Source organism: Vibrio sp. Isolate32 (genome assembly GCF_022397955.1).
In the GTDB taxonomy this organism is placed as follows: domain Bacteria; phylum Pseudomonadota; class Gammaproteobacteria; order Enterobacterales; family Vibrionaceae; genus Vibrio.
The window spans coordinates 66398-90188 of sequence record NZ_JAKEUQ010000004.1; the positions used below are offsets into that span (position 1 = coordinate 66398).

Consider the following 23791-nt stretch of genomic DNA (forward strand, 5'->3'; position numbering starts at 1 on the left):
GGATAAAATCCGAATTTCTAGGAATTGAAGTGGCTGAAAGCAGTTATTCAAAGGCGTATTGTTTGCTCAAACAGAGATGTAAATAACTAACTTGAGAGCGCAAATGCCAAAAATTAGTGACTGGAAAATCATAGCGACAGAAGGGCCAACCGTAGACGGGCGCAAAATTACCCGTGAATGGCTAACTCAAATGGCGGAGAACTATTCGCTTGAGGAATACCCAGCATTGATTTGGCCAGAGCACCGTCGTTTTTATGGTTTCGGTGAAAACTGGGGCAAGGTAGTAGAGCTTAAAGCGGAAGAGAAAGACGGCAAAATGCGTTTGTTTGCAAAGCTTGAGCCTAACGATTACATGCTTGAAGCAAACCGTAAAAAGCAAAAGCTATTCACATCCATTGAGCCAAACCCCGATTACAAGGGCGAAGGGCGTTGTTACTTAATGGGCCTAGCTGCGACTGACTCCCCAGCCTCCACAGGTACTTCGCTACTTCAATTCTCTCGTAAGCAAGGTGAAACAACCGAACTTAAATGCAGTGCACTTGAAGAAATCGACTTTTCAGCCTGTTTCACCAAGAAAGACCGCTTTTTTGCGGCATTCAATGAATTTTTCTCTTCTGGCGATGAAGTGCCAGAAACTCCATCAATAGGCGAGGATACCGAAGTGACTGAAGAGCAACTTAAAGCAGCACTGAAAGAGCAGTTTTCTGTATTCAAAGGTGAGTTCAAAAAAGAACTGGCCGAAGAATTCAATCTCAATGCAGAAATCCCAGAAGAACCAGTAGAAGAACAAGAACAAAGCCAAGTGTTCGAACAGTTCTCTGCCACTCTGGATAAAAAACTCAAACCGCTTCTTGAGAAAGTGGAGGGTCTCGAAACCCAGTTCAACAAACTTTCACAGGAAGCACCTGGCCAAGAGCCAAAGGGCGAAGGTGCTGATGACAAATTCTCAACCACGGAGATGATTTAAATGCTGAATGCAATATCAACCACCTATTTACTAGAGTTCTGCACAGCAACGCTATCAGCGGCAAACGCTCCACAGGGCACACAGACGTTTAACCTAACACCACCAATGGAAACTAAGCTGCGCCAAGCAATTATGCAGTCTGATGCGTTTCTTGGAATGGTTTCACTACTGCCTGTTCAACAAATTAAAGGCCAAGTGGTCGATGTGGGTGATGATGGCCTGTCTACAGGTCGCTCCGATACTGGGCGCTTTAGTGTTGAAGTGGGCCAAAGTGGTAATACCTACGAACTGACAAAAACCGATTCAGGCGCACACATTATGTGGGAAACCATGACTCAGTGGGCCAACTCAGGCTCAAAGAACGAGTGGCTAACCATGATGAAAAACGCTATCTCTCGTCGCTTTGCCTTAGACATGCTGCGTATTGGTTTCAATGGTACATCTATCGCAGCCAAAACCGACCCAGTTGCCAATCCGCTAGGGCAAGATGTGAACAAGGGCTGGTTAAAACTTGTAAAAGAGAAAGCAGCAGCTCAAGTGCTAGCGTCAGCCGACCTTGATCCAACAGGTGCGACCCAAGGTTCATACAAAAACCTTGATTCGTTGGTGCAGGACTTAATCAATACAACCATTGCTCCAGAGCATCGCCAAGACCCTGATCTTGTTGTGTTGGTTGGCTCTGATTTGGTGGCGGCTGAACAACACCGTTTGCTTGAAGCAGCAGATAGCCCAACTGAGCACAAAGCGGCGCAAAGCCTAGCTAAGACGATTGCGGGTAAAAAGGCTTACACGCCTCCGTTCTTCCCTGCTAATCAAATTTGGGTAACCAATACAAAGAATCTGCAAATCCTTACACAAGAAGGGACGCAGTGGCGCAAGCAGAAGAACGATGAAGATGAGCTTCGCTTTAAGCAAAACCACATCCGCATGGAAGGTTATGCTGTGGGCAACCTTAAAAAGTTTGCTGCAATCGAAGCGGTCACAGTTGTTGACACTGCGGCAGCCGCGTAAGGGGTGAACAATGGTTAGTTCATTAGCAAGACAGCGCAAACAGATTCTTGAAAAGCAAGCTAACCAGTCTGCGCCAGAGACCGTCTCTGTTGCAGACACTAATAGCCTGCACATCAAGCTGATTGACTTCGAAGAAGACCGCAAGCATTTGCGTTCTTTCAATGCGATTGCTGATCGTGTCGAGCATAAGCGCAATGTCTTAGTCCCGAAATACAAGCCGTATGTTCAAAGTTACTTAGAAAGTGGTGAGCAGTTCGAAAACCCAATTTTTACCAACTTGGTGATCTGGCTATTCGATATTAAAGAGCTAGATACCGCGATTGAGTGGTGTATGACGGCAATCGAACGTGATTTGCCAACGCCAGAGAACTTCCGCCGTGACTGGCCGACATTCTGTGCTGATGAAGTACTTGCTTGGGCTGAAAACGAATCGGAACGTGGAAATTCAATTGAACCTTACTTCTCCCAAGTATTTGAGAAGGTCGAGAAAGGTTGGCGCTTACACGAGAAGGTTCATGCCAAATGGTTCAAGTTTGCAGGCTTATACCTGATTCGAAATGAAAAAGGCCAACCGCAAGCGACAGCAATCGGCAACTTGGAAACGTTGGAAAAGGCTTTGGCTCTGCTTCAACACGCTCAAGATAAGCACCAGAAAGTGGGTGTGGGTACCCAAATTAAGAAAATTGAACAACGTATTCGTGCCATTCAAGAAGGCAAGAATCTTTAAAAACTCCTACGCCACCGCGCCTCGGCTGGCGAGAGTGCAATAGCAAAAGCTCATTGTGACTCGTCGACCCAGTGGCTAGAGGTGCACTTATTCAAAGAAGGAATCGTGATGAGCTTTGGTGGAAAAATTACTAGTGCAGCCAATACCGCCATGCAAGGTGAAGGTTGGCCAGATTTATCGACCGATGAATTCCGCAAGCTGCGCCGTATTCCCCATACGTTTGATAACGATTCTATGGCTGCTGCCGTGAGAATTGCGGCTATGAATATCCAACAAAGACTTGCAAGCCTGTTGGTTGACGGTTTTCCGCCACTGCTAAGCTCAGCCAAAATAGCCGCATATAAGCGCGCGGTTTATGGTTTGGCCCACGCTGACCTATTGCCAGAGTTCGCCACGCAAGATCGCCGTAAGGAAGGGGAAAGCGTGGCAACTGATGAACCAGAACAGGCGGCACGTTTTGTTACTCAGAGTAACCAAGATGTTCGTTTGTTGCTTGGCCGCAGTGCAAACGGAATTGAAGCTATATGAGCGACACGGTTTACAACAAAACCAAGCTTGAGCACTTAACGGATTACATCGTTAGTCACTTAAATAGCAATGTGCTCAATAACAAAATTGATGCTTGGCAAGAGAACGGTTCGATAGTGCCAAGCGGTGAAGACCGTGGGAACGATGGTTATATCGCCTGTTACTGGAAATATAACGCTGTGATTTCGGTGGAGGAGTTTCCTCACCAGTTATTAGACCCACGTTGTTTGTTAGCTCTGGTTGCCTGTTGGTTAAGCGACCATGAAGAAGACCGAAACGAGCAAGAGCTCGAAGACCCCATGCTATCGGTGGATGTGATCAGCAATGAAGTCGCTGATGTGAGCATAGAGCTTGAGCTGATGGAACCTATCGAGTTGGTACCAGATTCAGAAGCCGGAATGATTACCTGGCGCGGAATTAAATACCGAGTTCAAGCCGTGGAGATTTACACCGCAGAAGAAGCGGAGTTGGTGAATGAAACCGACGATTAGTGCGAATAGAAGGGATGTGCTCAACCTGCAAGAAAAGTTGGCCATGTTAGCACTACCACCCAAAAAGCGAGTTTGGATACTGAAAACCCTTGGCCGTTGGGAAAAGGCCAATACACGCAAACGCATTCAGCAACAAAAGGACGTTCGAGGGCAAACCTTAGCCCCCAAAAAAGGGAAGAAGCGCGGCAAAGTGATGCGCCGTATGGCGAAGGGATTAACCCCTTATGTACGAAACGCCAACATGCTTGACCTAACTTGGAGCAACAAGCTCACCGCAAGAATTGCAGCCAGGCATCACGTTGGTCAAAAGCAAAAAATGACCAAGCGCCAAATGCAAAAGCGTTGGGGAACCCCCGACTTCAGTGCGCCTTGCAGTAAAGGACAAGCGCGAAAACTGAGGGAGCTGGGTTACACGGTCGCGCGAAAGAGTGGCAAGGGAAGGAAGAAACCCTCACTCAAGTTATTGATGGCCACTGTTAGCCATGGCCAAGCTGGGCAAATTATCCGAGAGCTGAGCAATCAGCCCAGTGTCACCGCTTGGGATATCCCTTTAGTCGAGCGCCAGATATTAGGCAGTAAAGAAAGCGAAGTAACCCGCCAACTCATAAAAATCTTTGAGCAGGCCAAGACGAGAAAATAAGCGAGGAAACAATCAATGGCAACCGGAAAGGTCGAGGTCAACAACCTCAATTTAGGGCAAGGCGGGATCCCAGAGATTGAACGCCACCTGCTGTATATCGGGCGCACCGATAAAGCAGCGCTGCAAGGCAAAGTCACACGCGTCAACAACATGACCAACCTTGATGATGTCGTCGCGGATGACTTGCTGGGCGCGAACCTGAAAGCCGCGCAGCTTAATGGAAAGCAGAATTGGACAGGTGCTGTGTTTGGTCTCGCTGAGGGTAAAACGTGGCAGGAAGCCGTCGATATTGCCAATCGAACCGATTCGTTCGAAGGCGTGTGCGTTGTCGATGTGGTAAGCAGCAAAGCGGACTTCCAAGCGATGCAAAGCAAAGCAACTGAGCTCACCAGCAAGCTGGGCCGTTGGGTGTTCTTTTTGGCGGCGTGTCCTGGCATCGATAAGAGTAAGCAAACCTGGGCCAAATATGAAACCAGTCTGTTGACGTTGGTCAATGGCGTATCGGCCAATATGGTCACGCCCGTTCCTATGCTCAATGGCAATAACATCGGGGTATTGGGTGGTCGTTTATGTGATCGCGCGGTGACCGTGGCTGATAGTCCAATGCGAGTGGCCACGGGCAGTGTTTTGGGTCTTGGTGAGATGCCTATCGACAGCGCCGGCAAACCACTGGAAATGAGCACCATTTCGGCCTTGGCTAATGCGCGTTACTCCTTGCCGCAATGGTACGCCGATATGGAAGGGGTGTACTGGACTGACGCCACCACACTGGAAACCAAAGGCGGAGATTATCAATTTTTAGAGTACGTTCGCCCCGTTCACAAGTTGAACCGCCGCGTGCGTATTAAAGCGATTCGTCGCATTGCCGATCGCATTCTCAATTCGACGCCACCGAGTATCGAGCTCAATCGCACTTACTTCAGCAAAGACATGCGTGACATGTCGAAGACCACCGAGATTGGAGGGATCCCGTTCCCTGGCGAAATCATGGCACCGCGTGAAGAAGACGTGTCGATTCAGTGGATGAGCAAAACCAAAGTCAACATTGGTTTGATGGTGCGCCCACACAACTGCCCAAAACACATCGTGGTCAATATTGGTCTCGATCTCTCTAACCCAGCCGACACGGAGGCCTAATCCATGAGCATGCGAATTTCGGGTAAGAACATGCATTTTTCAATGGGCGACTACAAGCTCAAAGCGCAAAAGGTCAGCCTCTCGATTACCGACAATTCCGCCGTCAATAAAACCTCAGGGGTGCCGGATGGTTACGTTGATGGCGATGTCGAAGCCAGCGGCGAGATGGAGCTTACCACGCAGCAATTTAATCAGTTGAGCAAGGCTGCTAGAGGTGTCGGATCCTGGCGTGGTATGCCGGACTTTGATGCCCTGTTCTACGGCAAGATTGATAAAGACGAACTGAAAATCGAAGCCTTTGGCTGTCGTATAAAGATCTCGGATTTACTCGACGCCGACACCAACGGAGGCAGTGCGCTCGTCCATAAGCTGCCGTTCGAAGTGACCAGCCCAGACTTTGTGAAAATCAACGGCGTGCCATACCTGCGCCCCGATGAAACCGCAGATCTGGTTCAGTAGTAAGGAGGCAGGATGCCAGATGTTATCGACCATGCCTGTGACATTGAAGCCCAACTCACAGAGGTGGCATTGGCCAACCAATTGGCAAGTGCTAAGCCGAAAACACCAAGGGAGAGCGCGCAGGAATGTGGCGAGTGCGGCGACCCCATCCCTGAAGCTCGCCGCCAACACATCGTGGGATGTCAGTACTGCACTCACTGTCAAAGCGATTTGGAGAAGATGAAACGATGAAATTAGGAAAGCTCTTTGTAGAGCATGTGATTAAGCCGGTGCTCGACCATTTAGATATGGTTACCGGTGGGCACGGCAAGCTGAACACGCCAGCCGCCATCAATCTGATTTTGATGATTGTGGCCCATGAATCCGGTGCATTGACCTACGCTAAGCAGGTGCGAGGCCCAGCACTTGGGTTTACACAAATGGAGCCAGCCACCTTTGCCTGGTTGATTGAATGGCTAGGAAAAACTCGGCCTCACTTGTTGGATGCGCTTTCGATGTTTGCGCCGTTGACCGCCGATTCCGTCGAAAAACAGGATGCGGACTATATGGTGATTTCCCCTCAGTTTGCGGTAGCCACGGCGCGTTTGAATCTGATCCGATTCCCAGAAGCCTTGCCAGAGGCGGATGACCTAGAAGGGTTAGCGCGTTACGCCAAACAGTACTGGAATACGTCCGCAGGAAAAGCCACAGAAGCGGATTACCTCAACGCTTATTTATCCATGATGGGAGAGCAATCATGAGCTTTTTAACGGGGATCATCGGCAAAACCTTATTCGAAATTTTGAAAGGGCTGTTTCTTCAAATTACATGGAAAGTGGTGCTTGAGCGATTCGCGTCTCGCACCATTATTTGGGGGCTTGAAGCGCTTCGTGACTTGAGTACCAACGACGTGATTCAAGAGACCGTGGACGATGTGATTGCCTCTCTTCAAGGCAAACGCCTGAAGGAAATTCCACAGAAGGAATAGCGATGGACTCATCATGGTTATCGGTGGGAGTGGCGGTTATTGCGTTGGTCATCACCATTATCAATCTGGTATTTGGCAGAACGGATAAAGGGCAAACCACAGCCCGAGACCATGACCGCCGTATCCATGATTGTGAGCTGGCTATAGAGCGACAACGCGGTGATGTAGCAGAAAAGTACGCCACCAAACACGAACTGCGGGAAGCCGTAGATGATTTGAAAGAATCAATTAACGGACGGTTCGACCGTCTAGATGCAAAGTTAGATAAAACAGAGCGAGAAGCAGCATGACAAAACCCATTGTTTTAACTGTTGGTACGGCAGATCTTGAATTCAACCCAACGCCAGCTGAGTACGACGACGCTCAAAACACCATCTTGCAAGGTGATGCCAGTAGCGCGGCACATAACTTCTTGATGAGCTGTGTGAGTGAAGGCTCAAAAGATGCTCTGCGTGCACTTACTCAGCAGAACCCAGGTGCAGCAACGCAGATTTACGGTGCAGTACTGAAAGAGTACGCACCTAAGCTTTCCATCTCGGTAAAAAAATAGATGGGCTTGTCGCTGTTATTGAGAGCAGCGACAGGCAAAAGATGTACGCGTGGCGGCGCAAGTGGCTACCCCATGAGCCCGATACCGAGCAGAACCTGGCTTATGCGATTTGGTTGGAGAAGAACCATTGGGAAAACATGCAAGCTGTCACCGCCAGCGGTGTAGCCAAAGCCTTTAGTGGTTAGCGATTAGGTCAGTAGAGAGAAGTGAATGTTACCAGAAGCTCTTAGATTTCAAGTTGGATTGATTGACCAGATCTCAAAACCTCTGGGCCACATTCAGCGCCAACTCTCCGATGTCACGAACACCTACAAGCAAGGGACGCAAACCATGGTATCGGGCGCCGCTGGTATGGTGGGCGCGGGCTTTGCCCTGCAACAAGCCTTAATGCCCGCCATTGAAATGGACAGGGCGTTAGGTGAGGTGAAATCTCTCGGGGTAGCGGATGAGCAGCTTAAGCAGCTCAGCGATACGGCCCTGGAGTTTGCGGTGGACTATGGCAAGTCAGCCGCCGATTTTGTGGCCGCCTCTTATGATATTCAGTCGGCCATTTCGGGGTTAGGGGGCGATGAACTCCCACAGTTTACTCGCGCGTCAGGGGTACTGGCTGCCGCAACGAAAGCGGACACAGCAACCATCACCAACTATGTCGGCACCATGTACGGCATTTTCCAACATTCCGCCAACCAGATGGGGAAGGCGGATTGGGTCAATATGCTGGGTGGTCAAACGGCCAAAGCGGTGCAGATGTTCAAAACCACGGGCGATGGTATGTCATCGGCGTTCACCTCAATAGGCGCCGCCGCCACATCGGTGGGGGTTGGGATGACCGAACAGATGGCGATTTTAGGTACGTTGCAGTCCACCATGAGCGGCAGTGAAGCGGGGACTAAATACCGCGCGTTCTTAGCCGGCGCGGCCAAAGCGCAAGCCGCCTTGAACATGCAGTTCACCAATGCCCAAGGTCAAATGCTGCCGATGATCGATATCTTGAACCAAATCAAGGGACGCTACGGGGAAACCATCTCGGTTGCCGAAGCCGCAGAGCTGAGCAAAGCGTTTGGCACGCAAGAAGCGTCGGCGATGATCCAACTATTGATGCAAAACACCGATGGGCTCGCCACGTCAATAAACGAGCTCGGCAAAGTCAAAGGACTTGATGTGGCTGAGCAAATGGCGGGCGCCATGACCGACCAATGGGAGCGGTTAGAGCAAGGCGTGTTTGCCATCAGTGCAGCTTTTGGCTCTGTGCTTCTTCCTGCCATCTTGCCTGTTGTTGGCGGCATGGCCGAAGGCGCGACCGCCATCGTTCAATGGACTCAGATGTTCCCGAACCTATCTAAATACATTGGCTTTGCAGCCATGGCGATTTTAGGTGCTGCGGCAGCTGGCGGTGCATTTACCTTGATGATGGGAGTGGGCAAACAAGTGATGGCCACTTACCTGCTTACCATGAAGTTGTTCGCGGGAGTGAGCGCTTTGCTCACTCAAGGCTTAGGCGCTTTTCGTGCTGCGATGCTCGCCGCGAACATCGCCATCGCTGCCAATCCGATTATTTTAATTGTGGGGGCGTTGATAGCTGCAGTAACCGCTGTGGGTGCTCTGATTTATTACTGGGATGATTTGAAAGCCTCGTTGGGGGATAACGCGGTATTTAAGGCCATTGAATATATCGCTGATGCAGCTATGCGGGCGGTATCGATGTTGTTTGATGCGTTCAAGCCTTTGCTCAATATCGTGATGGAGCTGGGCAAGATACTGGGCGACGTTCTACTTCGCGGTTTTCAGGTGTTATGGGAAACCATGAAAGTCGGCTTTTCAGCGATTGGGTCGGTGTTATCAGGTGTGTTGGATGTGGTCGGTGTCGTGGCAACAGGCGTGGGCTGGGTGATTGCGAGCGTCATTGGCTCGATAGGTTTTCTCATGAATGGGTTTACCTTTGTCTTTAAAGCCATTGCTGCCGGTTGGCAATGGGTAATGAGCGGCTTTAGCGATACCAGCGGGTTTGCCTTTATTGAGCAAATGGTCGGGCGCTTAAAACAAGGCTTTGCTGACTTAGCGTTGGGCTGGCAAACATTGATCGCTTCATTGCATGACACGACGTGGTTCCAATTATTAGAAGGGGCGATCACTCTTATCACCCTGCCATTTCAAACCCTTTTCAATTTCCTATCGGCGGGATGGCAATGGGTAATGAGTGGCTTTACCGATACCAGCGGCTTTGCCTTTATTGGCCAAATGGCTGACGCGATGCGCAATATCTTTGGCAGCGTGTTCAGTTGGTTCACCGATAAATTAGCGGGCATTTGGGAAAGCCTCAAAGGGCTGGTTGATTGGTTGCCTGGTTTGGGTGATGAGGAGGACACCACGCCGGTGAAATCCAAGTCTGTGCAAAGCGCAGTGCCTCACACTCAAGTCCAGCCAGGTGGCGCGGCCAAGAGCATTGCCCATTATCAAACGAGTTCAACCAATTACGGCGGTGTGGCGATTTACCCCACTTACATGAGCAGCCCACAAGACATGGCGAGTGAATTAGAAATGGCGGCAGGCTAATGGCGGAGTACGTGTATCAAGACATCTTAATTGAAAACGGTGACGTGGTACTCGATGCAGGTAGAAACCCTGTATTGATCCAAGACCGAGCGGTCATTGCTCAAGACATCAAACACGCGATCATTGAAAGCAACGTAGCCATCCACTTGATTGCTGAGCGCAGCCCCGCGAAAAAAGCCGATGCGCGTACACAGTTAGAGCTGTTAGTGGAAGAAGACGTTCGTTTGGTGCCTGGGACGGTGCGCATCGAAGAAGTGAGTGATGGGCAATTGTATATTTTTGCAGAGACGGTGCAATTTGGCCGCGTAACAACAGAGGTGCAGGTTGACTGATATTCCGAAACCCAACTTTACCGAGCTGGCGAAAAAAGCGGGGTTACCGCTTGAGGCGTCAGAGTGGAAAGCGACGCTCAAAGAAGAAGCGGCGAAGCAGGGCAGCACCATCGCTAACGACTCTCAATATTCGCCATTTTGGCGCTTGATTGAAACCATGGTGATTGGCCCGACGGTGTGGTTAGTGAACCGCTTTTTGGTGGGGTACGTGTTGCCCAACATGTTCGTGGCCACGGCCAAAGACAAATGGCTCGACCTGTGGGCGTGGCAGTTCAACGTGAAGCGCAAACCCGCCACCAAAGCCGTTGGGCAGGTCGTGATTCACCGAGCCGCGCAGCAAGGGCCAGCGATAGTAGTGCCCAAGGGCACAGTGATACAAACTGACCCGATTAACGGCGCGGTGTATCGAGTGCTACTGAGCCAAGATACGACGTTGCCGGAAAACGCCGCTTCAATCATTGGCAGAGTGGAGGCTGAGCACCATGGCGCCGCCTTTAACTTAGGCGAAGGCTACTTCCATGTCTTAACGTCGGCGGTTCCAGGTATTAGCCGCGTAGTGAACTCGGCCGATTGGTTGATTAACGCGGGCGCGGATGAAGAAACCGACGACCAACTGAGGGTGCGTATTCGCAATCAGTTCAGTGGCGTGGCGAAATGGCACATCGATGCGGCGTATCGCTCATTGCTGATGCTGCGCGCCGGCATCAACAGCGAAAACATTTACTTCGAGCACAACGCGCCGCGAGGGCCTGGCTCGGCCAACGCTTATATCTTGTTGGACTCGGGTGAGCCATCGCCGCAAATGCTGGCGGATTTAAACGCGCACATCAACCAAGAAGGCAATCATGGCCATGGCGATGACCTTAAGGTGTACGCCATGCCAGGCAATACCATCACGGTGACGTGTCGAGTCTGGGTGGCGCGCCTGTTGTCTGCTGAAGAAAACGCGCAACTGAAAGCGGACATGGCGCTGTTTATTGGCTCGGCCTTTAGGCAAAACACCGATTATCAGGCGACCAAAACCAAGCCTTCCTCGCGCTTTAGTTTTTCGAAGTTAGCGCAAGAGCTGCACGGTGAGTTTCCCGTCTTGGCGTCGATTGAGTTTGACAATGCGGACCTGAGCAATGGCATGGAAGTGCCAAGAATGAAGCAGTTGGAGATACGCATTGAAACGGCCTAACTTTACGCTCAAGCATTGGATGGGCAAGGGCGAGCTCTACAAGCTCGGCCAAGCGCTGCTCGGCTATTGGTCTCACGTTCAAGACATCTTGGAGTGGCCGCTGAGGCAGCTAGACCCGATGGTCGCCCCGATTGAATTGGTGGACTTGATGGCTTGGCAGCGAGACATCGAACGTTTGCCACAAGAGCCCGAGCACATCTACCGCATTCGAGTGAATTTTGCGTACGCGTTTGCTATCGGAGGCGGCTCAGAAGTGGGCTGGGAAACCATGTTCGATAGGTTGGGCTATCCCCATATCGAAATCGATGAGCGACTCGGTTATTACCCCTGGGATGTGGTGAGCGTGAAAGTGCAAGACCACGATTTGAATCAAGTCCCTGGTTTGATGGACGCCTTGGTTCGTCAGTATGGCAGAACCTGCCGTCGATACAGCTTTGACGTGACCACGGCGGCGTACCCGCATATTTCGGTGGCTGAGTTCAGTCATACCCATGAAACCTACAGCGCATCAATAGGATAAATTATGGCCGTCATTACTCTGGCAGGCGAGCAGCTGATCGCTCGAAAACAACACGCCAAACAACCGTTGGTGATCCGCGAATTTGTGTTGGCCCATGTGCCTAACCTCGACCCGAAGACGCCGCCACGACGCGACCAATCTCTGCCGTCAAGTCGTCAGATTGTCTATCGAAGTGCGCCGACGCGCAGTGCCTGCGTGAATGACAATGAGGTGGTGTACTCGCTGATTTTAGACAACACCGTGGGCAACTTTGCTTTCAACTGGCTTGGGCTGGTGAGCGAAGAAGGGGTGTTGGTGTCGGCCAATCACATGGTAGTGCAATCCAAACGTAAGAGCCAAGAGCGCACTGGCGAAGAGGGCAATAACCTCACGCGTAACTTCTTGCTGAAGTTTTCGGGCGCTCAAGCCATCACCCAAATCACGGTGACCCCAGAGACGTGGCAGTTTAACTATGAAGCTAAGCTGGATGACATGGACACCTTGCTTGCTCAGCTAACCGTCGGTCTCATTGAGACCCAAAAGGAGGTGGTTGAACAAAGCTATGAAAACTTGAGGCTGTCAGACGCTAATCGTGTTTTGGGGCAGCGCTTAGAAGTCATGGACGCGGAAGCGAACGCGCGTGAGCATCAGTATGACGAGCAGAGGCTGGCAATCAGTCGGGCACATCAACGAGCAGAGCATCGGCGCTTTGATATGGATGTGTCTTTGACCACAGCATTATTCACTTCACAACAGAATGCGATTCAACAAGCGCAAATGCTGATGACGTTAAATGAAAAAATCAGAGAAATGGAGAAATAACATGAGCCATACCGATACTTTATTAACTCAGGCCATCAACGCGTCACTGCAACAAACGCAAGCCAGTCAGGCGTTGGCGGCAGAAGTGAATCAGAAAATGGCGGGCATCGATAAGTCCGTATCGGACGCACAAAAAAAGGCACAAAGTGCGATTGAAGCAACGGCGGATAACTTGGGCTTCATGGCGATTAATTACAATGCTGACATGAGAGACTTTTATGTCGCAAAGCAGCCCAATAAACAAGGTGTCATTAATCAAATCCCAATTGGCTGGGGCGTTAAGCCGGATTTTTTAGAGTGTTGTCATTTGGAAATGATTCCTGCGGTCTCGGGGTCAGTAGCGGTGGAGCGACATGAAGAAGTGAGGGCCTTACTCGACTTCATGGGGATAGGCGCAGACACCAAACATTGGTCTCGCTCCTTCAACATATTAAAAATCAGAGTACTTGATACATCGTTCATCGAGCGAACCAGTTATGACGCCCATATTGCTGACCAGCATCTCAGATACGATCCTGCGACCTCTTTCCTTCGCTACGTCAAAGTGATCGGTAAAACTTCAGTAAGGTGGTTGGGAGGGGATACGAATGGGGAGTGGGTACAGCTACGAACGGTAGTGAAAGGTACGCCAGGCGCCTCAAAATATCGACATGTCGATTTTACTTTCGATGACAAAACAGAAGTGGGTGATGTGGTCATGATTGCGTTGCCGAGCGTCGTGCCTGGCATTTGGCCAGAAGGTCGAAAGCATTCAAGGTTGTATAACCTGAAAGACCATTTCACGAAAGTCATTGCAAAAAAACACGCTTAATAAGGGGACAACATGACCATACTGATTGTGACTACAGATGGGTTAGTGGAAGAAGAGTGGCTAGAGGTTCGAGAGCGTCGCGATGCGCTCATTGCTCAAACCGATTGGGTGATGATGCCAGATGCGCCGCTCAGCGCTGAAACCAAAGAAAGCTATCTGGCCTACAGGCAAGCACTGCGAGACTTACCGCAGGCGTACAGCTCAGCCGAAGAGGTCGTATGGCCATTGAAGCCAGGGCGATAGTATGCTCATTCTTAATGGTGCTCAGCTCCCATTAAAAAACCTGCGCATTGGCGTTCGTCAGCAATTGGCTGGACAAGACATGTCCGGCCAAACCTCGGCCACTGACCAAGCTGAAATGGGCAGCAAGGGTAAAATACTCACGGTGAAAGGCGTGATCCCTTTTACGAAAAGCCAGTTATTAACTCACTTGTTCAGCATGGCGGAAGCCCAAGACAACGATGCGCGCCAAATCTATCGTATTAGTAACCAAACCGCAGAAGCTCTAAAGATTCGCCAAGTGAAATTCCAAGGCGTCGTGCGCGCCGATGAACAAGAATCTCACCGCCAGTGGAGCGTGTCGTTTGAGCTGGTCGAACACCTATCGGTACCAGAGCGAGTCGAACAGCGTCAACCGGATAAGCCCGCCGCGCAGCAAAAAGTGCAGGGCGTAAAAACGCCCGTTGAAACCGGACAAACTGAAGACGTGCCGCCCGATACGCAAGTGGAGTTAACTGGCGTGATGAAGGTGCTGAAAAGCGTGGATAACGCACTGGCGTAAACGAGGGTTAACCATGACCATCAATAACAAATTTCTTTGCCGTGCGTATGTGGGCAAGCAGAAAACCAAAGTAAAAAGCCACCGCATCGTTTTCAGTCACAATACGCCGGGTCGATGTGAGCTGTCGGTGGAAGGTAACCCAGAGCCCAACACGCTCATCGCGATTGATTTAGGGTGGGGGGATGACATAACGCGCGTCTTTCTGGGTTACATCGAGCGCGTACAACCTTCTGAAAAAGGGTGGTCAACTGTGTTCTGCCGTGAGCTCGCAGCCATTCTTTATCAGCCGCTCAATATCATCTTGCGTCACCCAACTCTCATGCAGCTTTTAAGCGAGGTCACCAACCAAACGGGGCTGCAATTTGTGGTACCGGAGAAAGCCTACAGCCAAACGGCCATTCCTTGTTTCTACAGCGATGGCAATGGCTATCGTGTGATTGACGAGCTGGCTCAGGCATTTAGCATCGATGACTTGTTCTGGCAGCAGCAAGGCAACGGCCAAGTGTATGTCGGAAGTTGGGTTGATTCATTCTGGGCCGAAAAGCCCGTCACGTTGCCCAATGCACTCATGACCAACCACACGGCCAACAAGTCGGTAAAGATACCGGCTATCCCAAAGCTTAAGCCAGGTGTTGTGATAAACGGCCTTCGATTAGTGGGCGTTGAGTTTGAAGGGACGGAGGCGAAGCTGACATGGATGTAAACACCATCAAGCGAATCATCTTTAGGTTGTTCCCTGAGTTTACAGGGCGATGGCACTTGCCACGTTGGGGAAAGGTCGTAGCACTGCCAGAGCTACCTCAAGAGGGCGATTTATCCGATCGCTTCTACCCTCACTACGCGGTGGATGTGCAGCTACTCGATGAAAAGGGCATGGAGTATGAAGATAAATCACCACTGCAGGCGGTACCACTTCCAGTTCCCGGTCTCGGTGACCATGCGGGACGTCTAGAGCCGCCGGCTATCGGCAGTATTGTTGAGCTCGGGTTTATGTTTGGCCAACCCGACAAGCCCTTTATTCGTTGCGTGCTACCCCTTGGGTTCAAGCTGCCAGGCATTAAGGAAGGCGAAAGCCGCTATCAACAGCGAAAAGGCGTGTATCAATTAGTCGACCAGGAAGGCAACTTCGAACGTAATACCGACCAGGCCGACAAGCTTGAATGCCTCACTCAACAAATCAAAGTGCTCGAAGATAGAATCGCAGAAATTGGCGGTAACCACACTGAAACTGTCAAAGGCAATAGAACCATCAAAGCGAAAAACATCACCGAAGACGCCAACACCATCAAGTTCAATGGCGGAAAAGGCGTGTGTACTGGCGCGAGCATTTGCCCCTTCATGGGAAAACCGCATGTCGACGTATCAACCACCGTTTATGCAGGGAAGTAGCAATGGCAATAAGCAAAGCATCATTAAAGCAAAAGATAGAAACAGAACTGAAAGCCAAAGGCTTCGTGCTCGATGGTGAGTTCGCCATGGCAGGCATGATGGCAGAAGCGATCGCCAATGCGGTAGTGGATGAAATCACACAGAACGCTCAAGTGGAAGTCACGGGCGGCAGCTCAGCCGGAAGCTACAAAGTAACCTAAACACATACCACATCATCACCAAGCGCCCACTAGGGGCGCTTTTCTTATATCTAAAGCCAATGCGTAGCTACAGGCTAGCGCCACGTAAAGTAGCATTCAGGTGACGGAATCCGCACTCCTCCTCCCCACCTGCGACACTTTCGAACTGATTTTTTCGCAATTTTGATTTGGTGAAAATCGACGGGGTTAGGCGGGGCGGTGATGATGCTGCAAAGCCTTTTGTGATAAGGGGTTCGGCTTAACCTTTAGGCGTCTTAAAATGGATTATAGAGCGCCTAGTAGAATTTCTATCATTGCGTTTTCTTTCAATAAATTTCAATTGTGACGATCTAAAAAGATCTTACTGTTATTTTTAAGTTGTTGATTTTAAATGTGGTAAGATGTTTTCTGTCAGACTTTTTAACGATCTGATGTATAGGGTTAAAGATCCGCTTTCAGGAGCTTAAGCCTGATAGGACAAGGCTTTGACGTTAATCTGATAGTAATTCTGTTTTTTCGAAATTGTTCATTGGATTAGTCTGAAAAAGAGAACGGCAAAAGAGAGTCAAGCAGTGACGGAAAACTTGATTTTTCCATGTATATTTAAGGCTTTATGAGTGATCAATCTAACTCGTCTATGTCCCACAGCGTGTTTAGAGCGTATGAAGCTATCATGAGAACTATTTGGACAATTTATGTTTTTCAGAAAAATCTGTATTTAGGGATGTAGGTACAGAACGATACATCTTAAATCATTGTTAGTTATGGTAAAAAAGATGTATTGTTTACGCCATTAAGATACTAGACAGAATTATTCTGCCTAAAGAGGAAGTATGGAATCTGTTTACAATGTTATTCAGGAAAACCCTGATTATTTTGCTTGGGCGTTCGGTGTGGTTAACGTGCTTTGGGGGTTGTTTGTTTATTTTAACAAGCAGAGCCATGACAAAGCGTTAGAAAACTTGAAGCATAAATTGTCGGTGGAAGCTGAGAGAAGGAAAAAAGTATTCGAACTTAAAGCCACGCAGTACGAATCATACGTGTCTAATCTTGATGCCTTTGGTAAAAAGTATCAAGTAGATCTTCCTGCAAAGATGCAACCAATTGTCGACCAGTATTTCAAAGATTATTTAGCTGCTGCACAAGTTGGAGACAAAGAAAAAGAGCGTGAAGTTGTGTGCTGGTTTGGGTCAAAAGTTTCTGAAGTAATGCGCGATGGTATGGAGGACTTGATGAAACTACAGTCAGAGTCTAACAAACTAAAACTCACCGCAACCGACCAGATGATTGAAACATTCGCACGTTTGGAGGCCTTAACTAAAGCATCTTTTGATAAGTCCAACGAGTTCATGAATAAATTTCTAGAAATAGTTTTATCTCAAAATAATGAGTTATCTGCAAAATTTCAAAGTGAGTTGGCCGCCCTTGGATTAGAAACGCAAGCAACGGCTAAAGAACTGATGGAGTTGATGAGGAAAGAGTTGCAAATAATTTAGGTATAACAGATTGTTTAAGAGTGATTCGCAACACTTGGCACTTTTGCTTCTACTTCAAATTTAGTGTCGATGGCACAGTGATTTGGATTTAAGTGAAGGTGCTGTTCACCCCTTAATTGGATGTTAGGGCTATAAGAGGAAACTATGAAGAAAAATACGAATAATAATATCCCCAGTGGGATAAAAAGACCCATCAACAACTTCGGGGAGAAAAAGGACCCGAAAGGTGATAGTACACGTATCCCAGCACTTATTATTGGTGGTGCACTCATTGGTAATTGGATCGCTCCAGGGGTTGGCGGAGCTGTTGTCGGTGGTATTGTAGGTGGTATTGTTGGTCGTAATAAGCCTGATACAAAGAAAAAAAATAGTGGTGATTAATTATGGATATCATCGCAAAGCTTATTCTTCTGGGACTATGCCTCGTTCTTATTTATATCGGCTTGGCGTTTTATAAAGAACGAACAAAAACAGATTTAACTGAAGCTGTTACCATCATTTTGTCTGCTGCTGGTTTGGTGTCATCTGTCGATTTAGGGGTAATATCTATTTTCAACCCTGAGTCATTTGTAGGACAGTTGGCGGATCAACGTATTCCAGTTGGCATCGGTGCATTTGCTGTTTTTTGGGTATCTTTTCAAACAATATACTGCATATTCGAAAAACACTACAAATGTGATGAAAACCTCCGTGTAAGGGTGCAAGAATAGCTCTATCAAAGCGTCTTGGCATTATTGGTTTGATTTAGCTTTAGTATTTACGGCACAATGATTTTGGTAGGGTGGTTTGCGTTACTAACCACTTAAAGCGGCGAGATGTGATAAGGAAAGTATGTCGTATAAAATTGAAGATTGGCGAAATCGCTATTCTGAGCGTTCTGACCTTTCGACTGGGTTAGTCCATCTAACACGAGCAAAGGATAAGGCATCTGTTGCAGCCCTAATGTTTAAAATTTTAACAGAGCAATCCTTGAAAGGTAGCTCTACTGAACAAGGCTTTATTGTTGGTAAAGACACAGCAGTTTGTTTTCAGGATGCACCTTTGAGCTCAGTTTGCCAGAACACTTGGTTTGAGCAAAAATTGAGAGCTAGTGGGCATACGAAAAAAACAAGGTATCACCCTTGTGGTTTCATGTTTCCGAAACAAAAGGTGTACACAAGTGGCGGTCGTCCAGTGATATACGATAAAACAGCTGAAGCTAAGAGGTATTTACCCAAATCAGAATGGTGGCGTATCGTAAATTTTGATCTTTCAAATCCAAACTTTATCATTGACTGGACACATGAGCGTGAGTGGCGAGTAAAAGGTGATTTTGAGTTTTGTATTGATGAAGTAACTCTGCTTTTTACTAAGAGCACGACGTATAAAGCGTTCATTGAACTATGTGATAAAAACGACAGACCTTTCTACAAGGAAGTCGCGGGTGTTATCAATATGCAGAATGTACTGTTCTAGAAATTATCACATAACAATTTAAGAGTTGTTCCCACGCTTGGCATTTTTGGTTTGGTTCAAATTAGGTGTTTACGGTGCTCAAATTGAGTGCTGTGGTAGCGTGGCTCACACTTTAACTGGGCGTTGCATTAAATTTGAGTTTGTTAAGTAAATGAAGTTAATCGAAGAAATTATCCAGCTGTTAAGTTCTGGCGAAAGCAACTTAAAAGTAGCATTGTTAAAAACAAAAGTACTACTTCATCAGTTAGGCGAGAAAGAGCTTTTAGATTGGGTTGATCATGAGCTCAGAGGATATGGAAGTCGTGAGTCTGTCCCCTCATACAGAAAACTGCATCTTACAGTCAAAGGCAATTTGAGTAATTCTGTGTACAGATACCAGAATCAACCTCTGCCTTTGATGCACTTAGATGATGAGATACGTGAACAGCTAAACACTAAATACTTGATGGACAGCATTGCTGTTGTCGAGCAGTATTCTACTAAAGAAAATTTACAGGTAAGTATCGCACCTGAGTTCTACCCACTTTTGTCTGAGGGCTTTGATGTTAGCTATGGTGTAGAAACCGCTTGGGCTGTTCATTCTGTTGGTGCGATGACACAAATATTGACAGAAGTTACGACTAGGCTTTTAGATTTCGTTTTGGAATTGTCTGAAAAATTTCCAAATGAAATGGAGTTGAGTGATATGAAAACAAGAGCGAAAGAGGTTGGTGTGTCAGATTTATTTAACAATACAGTTTTTGGTGATAATGCCACTATCGTAGTTGGTGATTCAAACACGCAAACTATTCGTAATACCGTAAATAAAAATGATATGGCTTCCTTATTCGAAGTCCTCAAACAAAATAAAGTTAGTGATGATGATATAGAGTTACTTCAACTTGCAATAGAAGCAGATAAAAATAGTGCGAACCTAGAATCTGGGAACTTTGGTTCAGCCGTATCGGGCTGGATGGGCAAAATGGTTTCTAAAGCAGCATCAACGTTATGGGATGTTAAGGTTGGTGCTGCTGGTAGTCTGTTGGCTACAGCCATCGGCAAGTACTATGGGTTTAATTAATAACAAACTGTTTAATATTGATGCGCAACCCAAAAATGGCGACACAAAAATGTGTCGCCATTTTATCGCCATAAATCGGATGCTCTCAAAGTAAGCAATTGATTTTAAATTAATTGTTTATCTAGTCAGTATTACTTAGTGTAAGACTGTGCGATGTTGTCGATACGGTCGTTAGCACGCTCCGCTTCTTCTTTTGCTGCCATCGCGGCTGCAGAAGCTTTTTGAGCTTTCATCTCTGCTGCAGCTTTTTCACTCTTAAGTGTTTCGACTTCGCTTTTAAGCTGAGCAACTTGGTTAGTTAGTTGTTCCATTTTCGACATGGTCGCTTTTTCTGGCTCTGAAGAACAACCGGCTAAAATGAAAACTGAGGCTGCAGCAGCGATGAACATCTTATTCATAAGAACTCCTTGATTATTTTTCATCAAAAGTTGCGCTATACACTCTTTGTCATATAGTCGCTTCCTCACTGATTGTAGCGACAAATTTTTTAAGCACAAAAAGTATTACTAGAGAAAGAGCTAAATTTTTGAGTTAATTAGCTAACCGTCACGTTCTGTCTCATTTGTGAGGCAAAGGTTTTGACCTAGTCTGAAAAGACATCACTTTGCTAGCAATGTATAAAGCCTCTTCGTTAAAGATAGTTGAAGGGATAAATTTACTGTGATCTGTATCCTTATAAAGTACTTTCGCGGTATCATGTTGCGTTAAATTAATTTTATTCAATACCATCATTCTTGGAGAGTCCTTTGCACTTTAAAGATTTAGGCTTAGATAACCGCTTACTGAAGAACTTAAAACATTACGACTTTAAGAAAGCAACAGAGATCCAATCGAAAGCGATCCCTGTTGCTATTGCCGGTAAGGATCTATTGGCTTCATCAAAAACGGGTTCAGGCAAGACATTGGCGTTTGTGTTACCAATGATTCACAAAGCATTAAAAACCAAGGCGTTTTCTGCTCGTGATCCTCGTGGTGTAATCTTGGCTCCTACTCGTGAGTTGGCTAAGCAGGTGTATGGCGAATTGCGTAGCATGCTTGGTGGCCTGTCTTACGAAGCCACACTTATCTTAGGTGGTGAAAACTTTAACGATCAAGTTAAAGCTCTACGTAAGTACCCTCGTTTTATTGTTGCGACTCCTGGACGTCTTGCGGATCACCTTGAACACCGCTCACTGTTTTTAGATGGTGTTGAAACGCTGATTCTTGATGAAGCAGACCGAATGCTTGATCTAGGTTTTGCTCCAGAGCTGCGTCGTATTGCAAACGCGGCTAAGCACCGTCGTCGTCAGACTTTAATGTTCTCTGCAACATTAGATCACGCTGAAGTGAACGGCATTGCCAATGAAATGCTAGAGGCACCTAAGCGTATCTCGGTAGGTGTTTCTAACGAGCAACATTTAGATATCACTCAGAAGTTTTATTTATGTGATCACCTTGATCACAAAGAAGCGATTTTAGACCGCGTATTAGAAGAAGCGGAATACCGTCAGGTAATGATCTTCACAGCAACTCGTGCCGACACTGATCGACTAACAAACAAGCTGAATGAGAAGAAGCTTAAAGCTGTCGCACTAAGTGGTAACCTAAACCAAACGCAGCGCAATACGATCATGAGTCAGTTTGAGCGTGCTGTTTACAAGATCTTGGTAACGACCGATGTTGCTTCTCGCGGTATTGATATTCCAAACGTAAGCCATGTTATCAATTTTGATATGCCAAAGCACACCGAAGAGTACGTTCACCGCGTTGGTCGTACTGGCCGTGCTGGTAACAAAGGCGATGCGATTTCTTTAGTTGGTCCAAAAGATTGGGATAGCTTCAAGCGTGTTGAACTTTACCTTCAACAAGATTTAACTTTCTCAGTGCTTGAAGGCCTAAAAGGCAAATTTAAAGGTATTCAACCGCGCAAACCTACTTTTGCTAAAGGCGGTCCTGCGAAGAAGAAAACCAATATTCAAGCTAAGAAAACATCGAAGAAACCAGTTAAGCGTGATAAGAGCTTCCACCAGAATGTGGCAGTGGGTGATACCGTGTTTATCCCTAAGAAGAAAGTGGCGCCAAAAACTAACGACGAGTAATTAACTCGTGTGAGATAAAAGCTAATGTTTATAAAAACAGAACTTTATAAAAGTTAACGTAAATAAAAACCGCCTGCTGGCGGTTTTTTTTGTGTCTGACTTCTGTGCATGAGAGGTGCTACCTCAGGTTACAGAGCCATTTTGTCGGCTTTAGAAATCAAAAGTCGAGAATGAAAGAGCTAAGATATGGTCGGCAATGTATTTATGCATGGCGGTGGTTGGGTGCGTCACGCCCCAGAATACATAGCTGTCTGAACCATAGGTTGCACAATCATTAGTTAAGCTATGGCTTTTCAGGTAGTCGGTCGCTGAGCTTCTATTGATATCAAGACATGCATCGCTTGCGTTTCGAAAGCCATGTTGTTGTGGGTTATCGGTAATGCTAGCGAACAACGCACTAGCGTCGAACAGTACCACGTTTTTTCCTATACCTTGGTAATAGTCAGCTTGGGATTTGATGAACTGGTTGAATTCTAAAATCTTACCACGAACGTTAATAATCTCTTGCTCGGTTGAGTATTTAAATTGAGGTGCCTTGGTCGCATCGGGTAAGGTGAACAGCAAGATATTGTTCGCACCAGATTCGGTTAAGCGGATCAGCGCGCTACTGAAGTCAGCTTTTACATCTGCAACTTCTCGGTTGTAGTTCATGAAATCATTGAGACCAAACTCTAAAGTAAATAATGAGTTTTCTGGACGATAGTTTTTAGCTAGTTTCATGTAGGTCAGATAAGAGGTGACTTGATCATAAACACCTGTTATCGCGACATATTGATTGGTACCTGCTGCTCCGCCCACAGCCCAGTTATATAGAGGTACATCCTTGGCTTTAGCCAAATATTCAGTCCAGACTAAACCATTCGAAAAGTGTCCTAAAAACCACGAATCAGCGTTCGGGAAAATCCATTGAGAACCATTAAATAAGTTACCAGTATCAGAAAGACTATCACCAAAAGTAACGATACGGTTGATGGTGTTGGATTGAATGGCGTTATCGTTGGTCCAAATTGAGTGGTTGTAAGAGAAGCGGTTGTCTGCCGCAAAATAAGTGATATCGGCAACGTCGTGTTGGATGTCGAGTGTCTGTTCACAACGCTGTTTGATTTCAGATTGTGAGGTATCACTGTAAAACATATTTTTGAATGAGACGGACGACCACCAATATCCGTTGATCGTGTAATAGTCCCCGTTTTCTTTTTTCGCCCATTTCCAGTCTGTGACGGCTGAGTCATGAGATGCATCGGTGCGATACCAACATCGGACGTAAGAGTTGGTTTCAGAACCTTGTGTGCTGAGTACTTGAGCAGAGGTAATGGATTCAGGTGTTGGTGTTGAATTTTCAGCAGCATAGGCACCAAAAGGTACGGTTAACGCGAGTATCAAAGCCATGTATTTCATCACTGTGTTCTCTTTTTATGTGTAAGTAAGCCGAATAAACGTTGTTTATTGTTGATAACTGAGTAACTAAATCACTCGTACGACCTATATCTAAAATTGATGGTTCTCGTCAATTTATTCATAGTGCCTGTGTTTTATAACTGGCATAAGCATCAAACTTCCAACGACTTTTTGGTTCTTGTTCTCGGAACTTAAGAGTCAATAATTAACACGCCATCTTGGTTAAATGTTATTTTAATCAATACCTTATTGTTATTTTTATTGTTTATTCTTCGCCAGTC

32 protein-coding genes are annotated in these 23791 nt (G+C 47.2%); 30 read left to right on the plus strand and 2 right to left on the minus strand.

Features of this window, described 5'->3' with window-relative positions; all coding sequences use genetic code 11:
- Nucleotides 1-103 precede the first annotated feature (103 nt).
- The 29 genes from L1D11_RS04600 (at nucleotide 104) to L1D11_RS04740 (ending at nucleotide 20034) form a co-directional block, all read left to right on the plus strand.
- Nucleotides 104-967 (plus strand): GPO family capsid scaffolding protein, encoded by an 864-nt coding sequence (locus tag L1D11_RS04600; RefSeq protein WP_239862084.1) that lies wholly within the window; start codon nucleotides 104-106, stop codon nucleotides 965-967.
- Nucleotides 968-1978, plus strand: coding sequence for a phage major capsid protein, P2 family (locus L1D11_RS04605; RefSeq protein WP_198777904.1), 1011 nt, complete (start codon nucleotides 968-970; stop codon nucleotides 1976-1978).
- A gap of 10 nt (nucleotides 1979-1988) precedes the next feature.
- Nucleotides 1989-2705 carry a phage terminase small subunit gene (gene gpM / locus L1D11_RS04610; RefSeq protein ID WP_239862086.1) on the plus strand — a complete coding sequence of 239 codons (717 nt, stop codon included), beginning with the start codon at nucleotides 1989-1991 and terminating at the stop codon, nucleotides 2703-2705.
- Between the two features lie 108 nt (nucleotides 2706-2813).
- Entirely contained in the window at nucleotides 2814-3233 is a 420-nt protein-coding gene (locus tag L1D11_RS04615) for a head completion/stabilization protein (RefSeq protein WP_239862088.1), read from the plus strand.
- Nucleotides 3230-3724 (plus strand): phage tail protein, encoded by a 495-nt coding sequence (locus L1D11_RS04620; RefSeq protein WP_239862090.1) that lies wholly within the window; start codon nucleotides 3230-3232, stop codon nucleotides 3722-3724. The genes L1D11_RS04615 and L1D11_RS04620 overlap by 4 nt, the downstream gene beginning before the upstream one ends.
- Entirely contained in the window at nucleotides 3708-4364 is a 657-nt protein-coding gene (locus L1D11_RS04625; protein WP_239862092.1) for a virion morphogenesis protein, read from the plus strand. Before L1D11_RS04620 ends, L1D11_RS04625 begins: the two co-directional genes overlap by 17 nt.
- 15 nt (nucleotides 4365-4379) lie before the next feature.
- A complete protein-coding gene (locus L1D11_RS04630) occupies nucleotides 4380-5501 on the plus strand; it encodes a DUF2586 domain-containing protein (protein ID WP_239862094.1) in 1122 nt (373 codons plus the stop codon).
- Nucleotides 5502-5504: 3 nt separating this feature from the next.
- Nucleotides 5505-5960 carry a phage protein gene (locus L1D11_RS04635; protein WP_239862096.1) on the plus strand — a complete coding sequence of 152 codons (456 nt, stop codon included), beginning with the start codon at nucleotides 5505-5507 and terminating at the stop codon, nucleotides 5958-5960.
- A 12-nt stretch (nucleotides 5961-5972) separates the two neighbouring features.
- Nucleotides 5973-6191 (plus strand): TraR/DksA C4-type zinc finger protein, encoded by a 219-nt coding sequence (locus L1D11_RS04640; protein WP_239862098.1) that lies wholly within the window; start codon nucleotides 5973-5975, stop codon nucleotides 6189-6191.
- On the plus strand, nucleotides 6188-6700 hold the full coding sequence (locus L1D11_RS04645) for a hypothetical protein (RefSeq protein ID WP_239862100.1): 513 nt from the start codon (nucleotides 6188-6190) through the stop codon (nucleotides 6698-6700). Before L1D11_RS04640 ends, L1D11_RS04645 begins: the two co-directional genes overlap by 4 nt.
- A complete protein-coding gene (locus tag L1D11_RS04650) occupies nucleotides 6697-6927 on the plus strand; it encodes a hypothetical protein (RefSeq protein WP_004742492.1) in 231 nt (76 codons plus the stop codon). Before L1D11_RS04645 ends, L1D11_RS04650 begins: the two co-directional genes overlap by 4 nt.
- A gap of 2 nt (nucleotides 6928-6929) precedes the next feature.
- On the plus strand, nucleotides 6930-7217 hold the full coding sequence (locus L1D11_RS04655; protein ID WP_004742493.1) for a hypothetical protein: 288 nt from the start codon (nucleotides 6930-6932) through the stop codon (nucleotides 7215-7217).
- A complete protein-coding gene (locus L1D11_RS04660) occupies nucleotides 7214-7477 on the plus strand; it encodes a putative phage tail assembly chaperone (RefSeq protein WP_239862102.1) in 264 nt (87 codons plus the stop codon). Before L1D11_RS04655 ends, L1D11_RS04660 begins: the two co-directional genes overlap by 4 nt.
- A gap of 210 nt (nucleotides 7478-7687) precedes the next feature.
- Nucleotides 7688-10030, plus strand: coding sequence for a phage tail tape measure protein (locus tag L1D11_RS04665; RefSeq protein ID WP_239862104.1), 2343 nt, complete (start codon nucleotides 7688-7690; stop codon nucleotides 10028-10030).
- A complete protein-coding gene (locus tag L1D11_RS04670) occupies nucleotides 10030-10362 on the plus strand; it encodes a DUF2590 family protein (protein ID WP_239862106.1) in 333 nt (110 codons plus the stop codon). Before L1D11_RS04665 ends, L1D11_RS04670 begins: the two co-directional genes overlap by 1 nt.
- Nucleotides 10355-11542 (plus strand): baseplate J/gp47 family protein, encoded by a 1188-nt coding sequence (locus tag L1D11_RS04675; RefSeq protein ID WP_239862108.1) that lies wholly within the window; start codon nucleotides 10355-10357, stop codon nucleotides 11540-11542. The genes L1D11_RS04670 and L1D11_RS04675 overlap by 8 nt, the downstream gene beginning before the upstream one ends.
- Nucleotides 11543-11561: 19 nt before the next feature.
- Nucleotides 11562-12062: a hypothetical protein gene (locus L1D11_RS04680; RefSeq protein WP_345779305.1), complete on the plus strand. Its 501-nt coding sequence runs from the start codon at nucleotides 11562-11564 to the stop codon at nucleotides 12060-12062.
- A gap of 3 nt (nucleotides 12063-12065) precedes the next feature.
- Nucleotides 12066-12863: a phage tail protein gene (locus L1D11_RS04685; protein ID WP_239862111.1), complete on the plus strand. Its 798-nt coding sequence runs from the start codon at nucleotides 12066-12068 to the stop codon at nucleotides 12861-12863.
- A gap of 1 nt (nucleotide 12864) precedes the next feature.
- Nucleotides 12865-13674 carry a hypothetical protein gene (locus tag L1D11_RS04690; RefSeq protein ID WP_239862113.1) on the plus strand — a complete coding sequence of 270 codons (810 nt, stop codon included), beginning with the start codon at nucleotides 12865-12867 and terminating at the stop codon, nucleotides 13672-13674.
- Nucleotides 13675-13686: 12 nt separating this feature from the next.
- On the plus strand, nucleotides 13687-13917 hold the full coding sequence (locus L1D11_RS04695; protein ID WP_239862116.1) for a tail fiber assembly protein: 231 nt from the start codon (nucleotides 13687-13689) through the stop codon (nucleotides 13915-13917).
- Between the two features lies 1 nt (nucleotide 13918).
- Nucleotides 13919-14455, plus strand: a complete 537-nt coding sequence (locus L1D11_RS04700) for an adenine glycosylase (RefSeq protein ID WP_239862118.1) — start codon at nucleotides 13919-13921, stop codon at nucleotides 14453-14455.
- 13 nt (nucleotides 14456-14468) lie between these two features.
- On the plus strand, nucleotides 14469-15158 hold the full coding sequence (locus L1D11_RS04705) for a hypothetical protein (RefSeq protein WP_239862120.1): 690 nt from the start codon (nucleotides 14469-14471) through the stop codon (nucleotides 15156-15158).
- On the plus strand, nucleotides 15149-15844 hold the full coding sequence (locus L1D11_RS04710) for a hypothetical protein (protein ID WP_239862122.1): 696 nt from the start codon (nucleotides 15149-15151) through the stop codon (nucleotides 15842-15844). Before L1D11_RS04705 ends, L1D11_RS04710 begins: the two co-directional genes overlap by 10 nt.
- A gap of 2 nt (nucleotides 15845-15846) precedes the next feature.
- Nucleotides 15847-16044, plus strand: a complete 198-nt coding sequence (locus L1D11_RS04715; protein ID WP_239862124.1) for a hypothetical protein — start codon at nucleotides 15847-15849, stop codon at nucleotides 16042-16044.
- 812 nt (nucleotides 16045-16856) lie between these two features.
- On the plus strand, nucleotides 16857-17519 hold the full coding sequence (locus tag L1D11_RS04720; RefSeq protein ID WP_239862126.1) for a hypothetical protein: 663 nt from the start codon (nucleotides 16857-16859) through the stop codon (nucleotides 17517-17519).
- 144 nt (nucleotides 17520-17663) lie between these two features.
- Nucleotides 17664-17900 (plus strand): hypothetical protein, encoded by a 237-nt coding sequence (locus L1D11_RS04725; protein WP_239862128.1) that lies wholly within the window; start codon nucleotides 17664-17666, stop codon nucleotides 17898-17900.
- A gap of 2 nt (nucleotides 17901-17902) precedes the next feature.
- Complete coding sequence (locus L1D11_RS04730; protein WP_239862130.1) at nucleotides 17903-18229, plus strand: hypothetical protein; 327 nt, start codon at nucleotides 17903-17905, stop codon at nucleotides 18227-18229.
- 121 nt (nucleotides 18230-18350) lie between these two features.
- Nucleotides 18351-18974 (plus strand): hypothetical protein, encoded by a 624-nt coding sequence (locus tag L1D11_RS04735; RefSeq protein ID WP_239862132.1) that lies wholly within the window; start codon nucleotides 18351-18353, stop codon nucleotides 18972-18974.
- 151 nt (nucleotides 18975-19125) lie between these two features.
- The gene (locus L1D11_RS04740) at nucleotides 19126-20034 is read left to right on the plus strand and encodes a hypothetical protein (protein WP_239862134.1); all 909 of its coding nucleotides are present in this window, start codon (nucleotides 19126-19128) and stop codon (nucleotides 20032-20034) included.
- 131 nt (nucleotides 20035-20165) lie between these two features.
- On the opposite strand, the gene L1D11_RS04745 is transcribed toward L1D11_RS04740, so the two are convergent.
- Nucleotides 20166-20432, minus strand: a complete 267-nt coding sequence (locus L1D11_RS04745) for an Lpp/OprI family alanine-zipper lipoprotein (protein WP_239834242.1) — start codon at nucleotides 20430-20432, stop codon at nucleotides 20166-20168.
- Between the two features lie 348 nt (nucleotides 20433-20780).
- On the opposite strand from L1D11_RS04745, the gene L1D11_RS04750 reads away from it, so the two are divergent.
- Nucleotides 20781-22112 (plus strand): DEAD/DEAH box helicase, encoded by a 1332-nt coding sequence (locus L1D11_RS04750; RefSeq protein ID WP_239834241.1) that lies wholly within the window; start codon nucleotides 20781-20783, stop codon nucleotides 22110-22112.
- A 150-nt stretch (nucleotides 22113-22262) separates the two neighbouring features.
- On the opposite strand, the gene L1D11_RS04755 is transcribed toward L1D11_RS04750, so the two are convergent.
- Nucleotides 22263-23510 (minus strand): SGNH/GDSL hydrolase family protein, encoded by a 1248-nt coding sequence (locus tag L1D11_RS04755; RefSeq protein WP_239834249.1) that lies wholly within the window; start codon nucleotides 23508-23510, stop codon nucleotides 22263-22265.
- Between the last annotated feature and the right edge of the window lie 281 nt (nucleotides 23511-23791).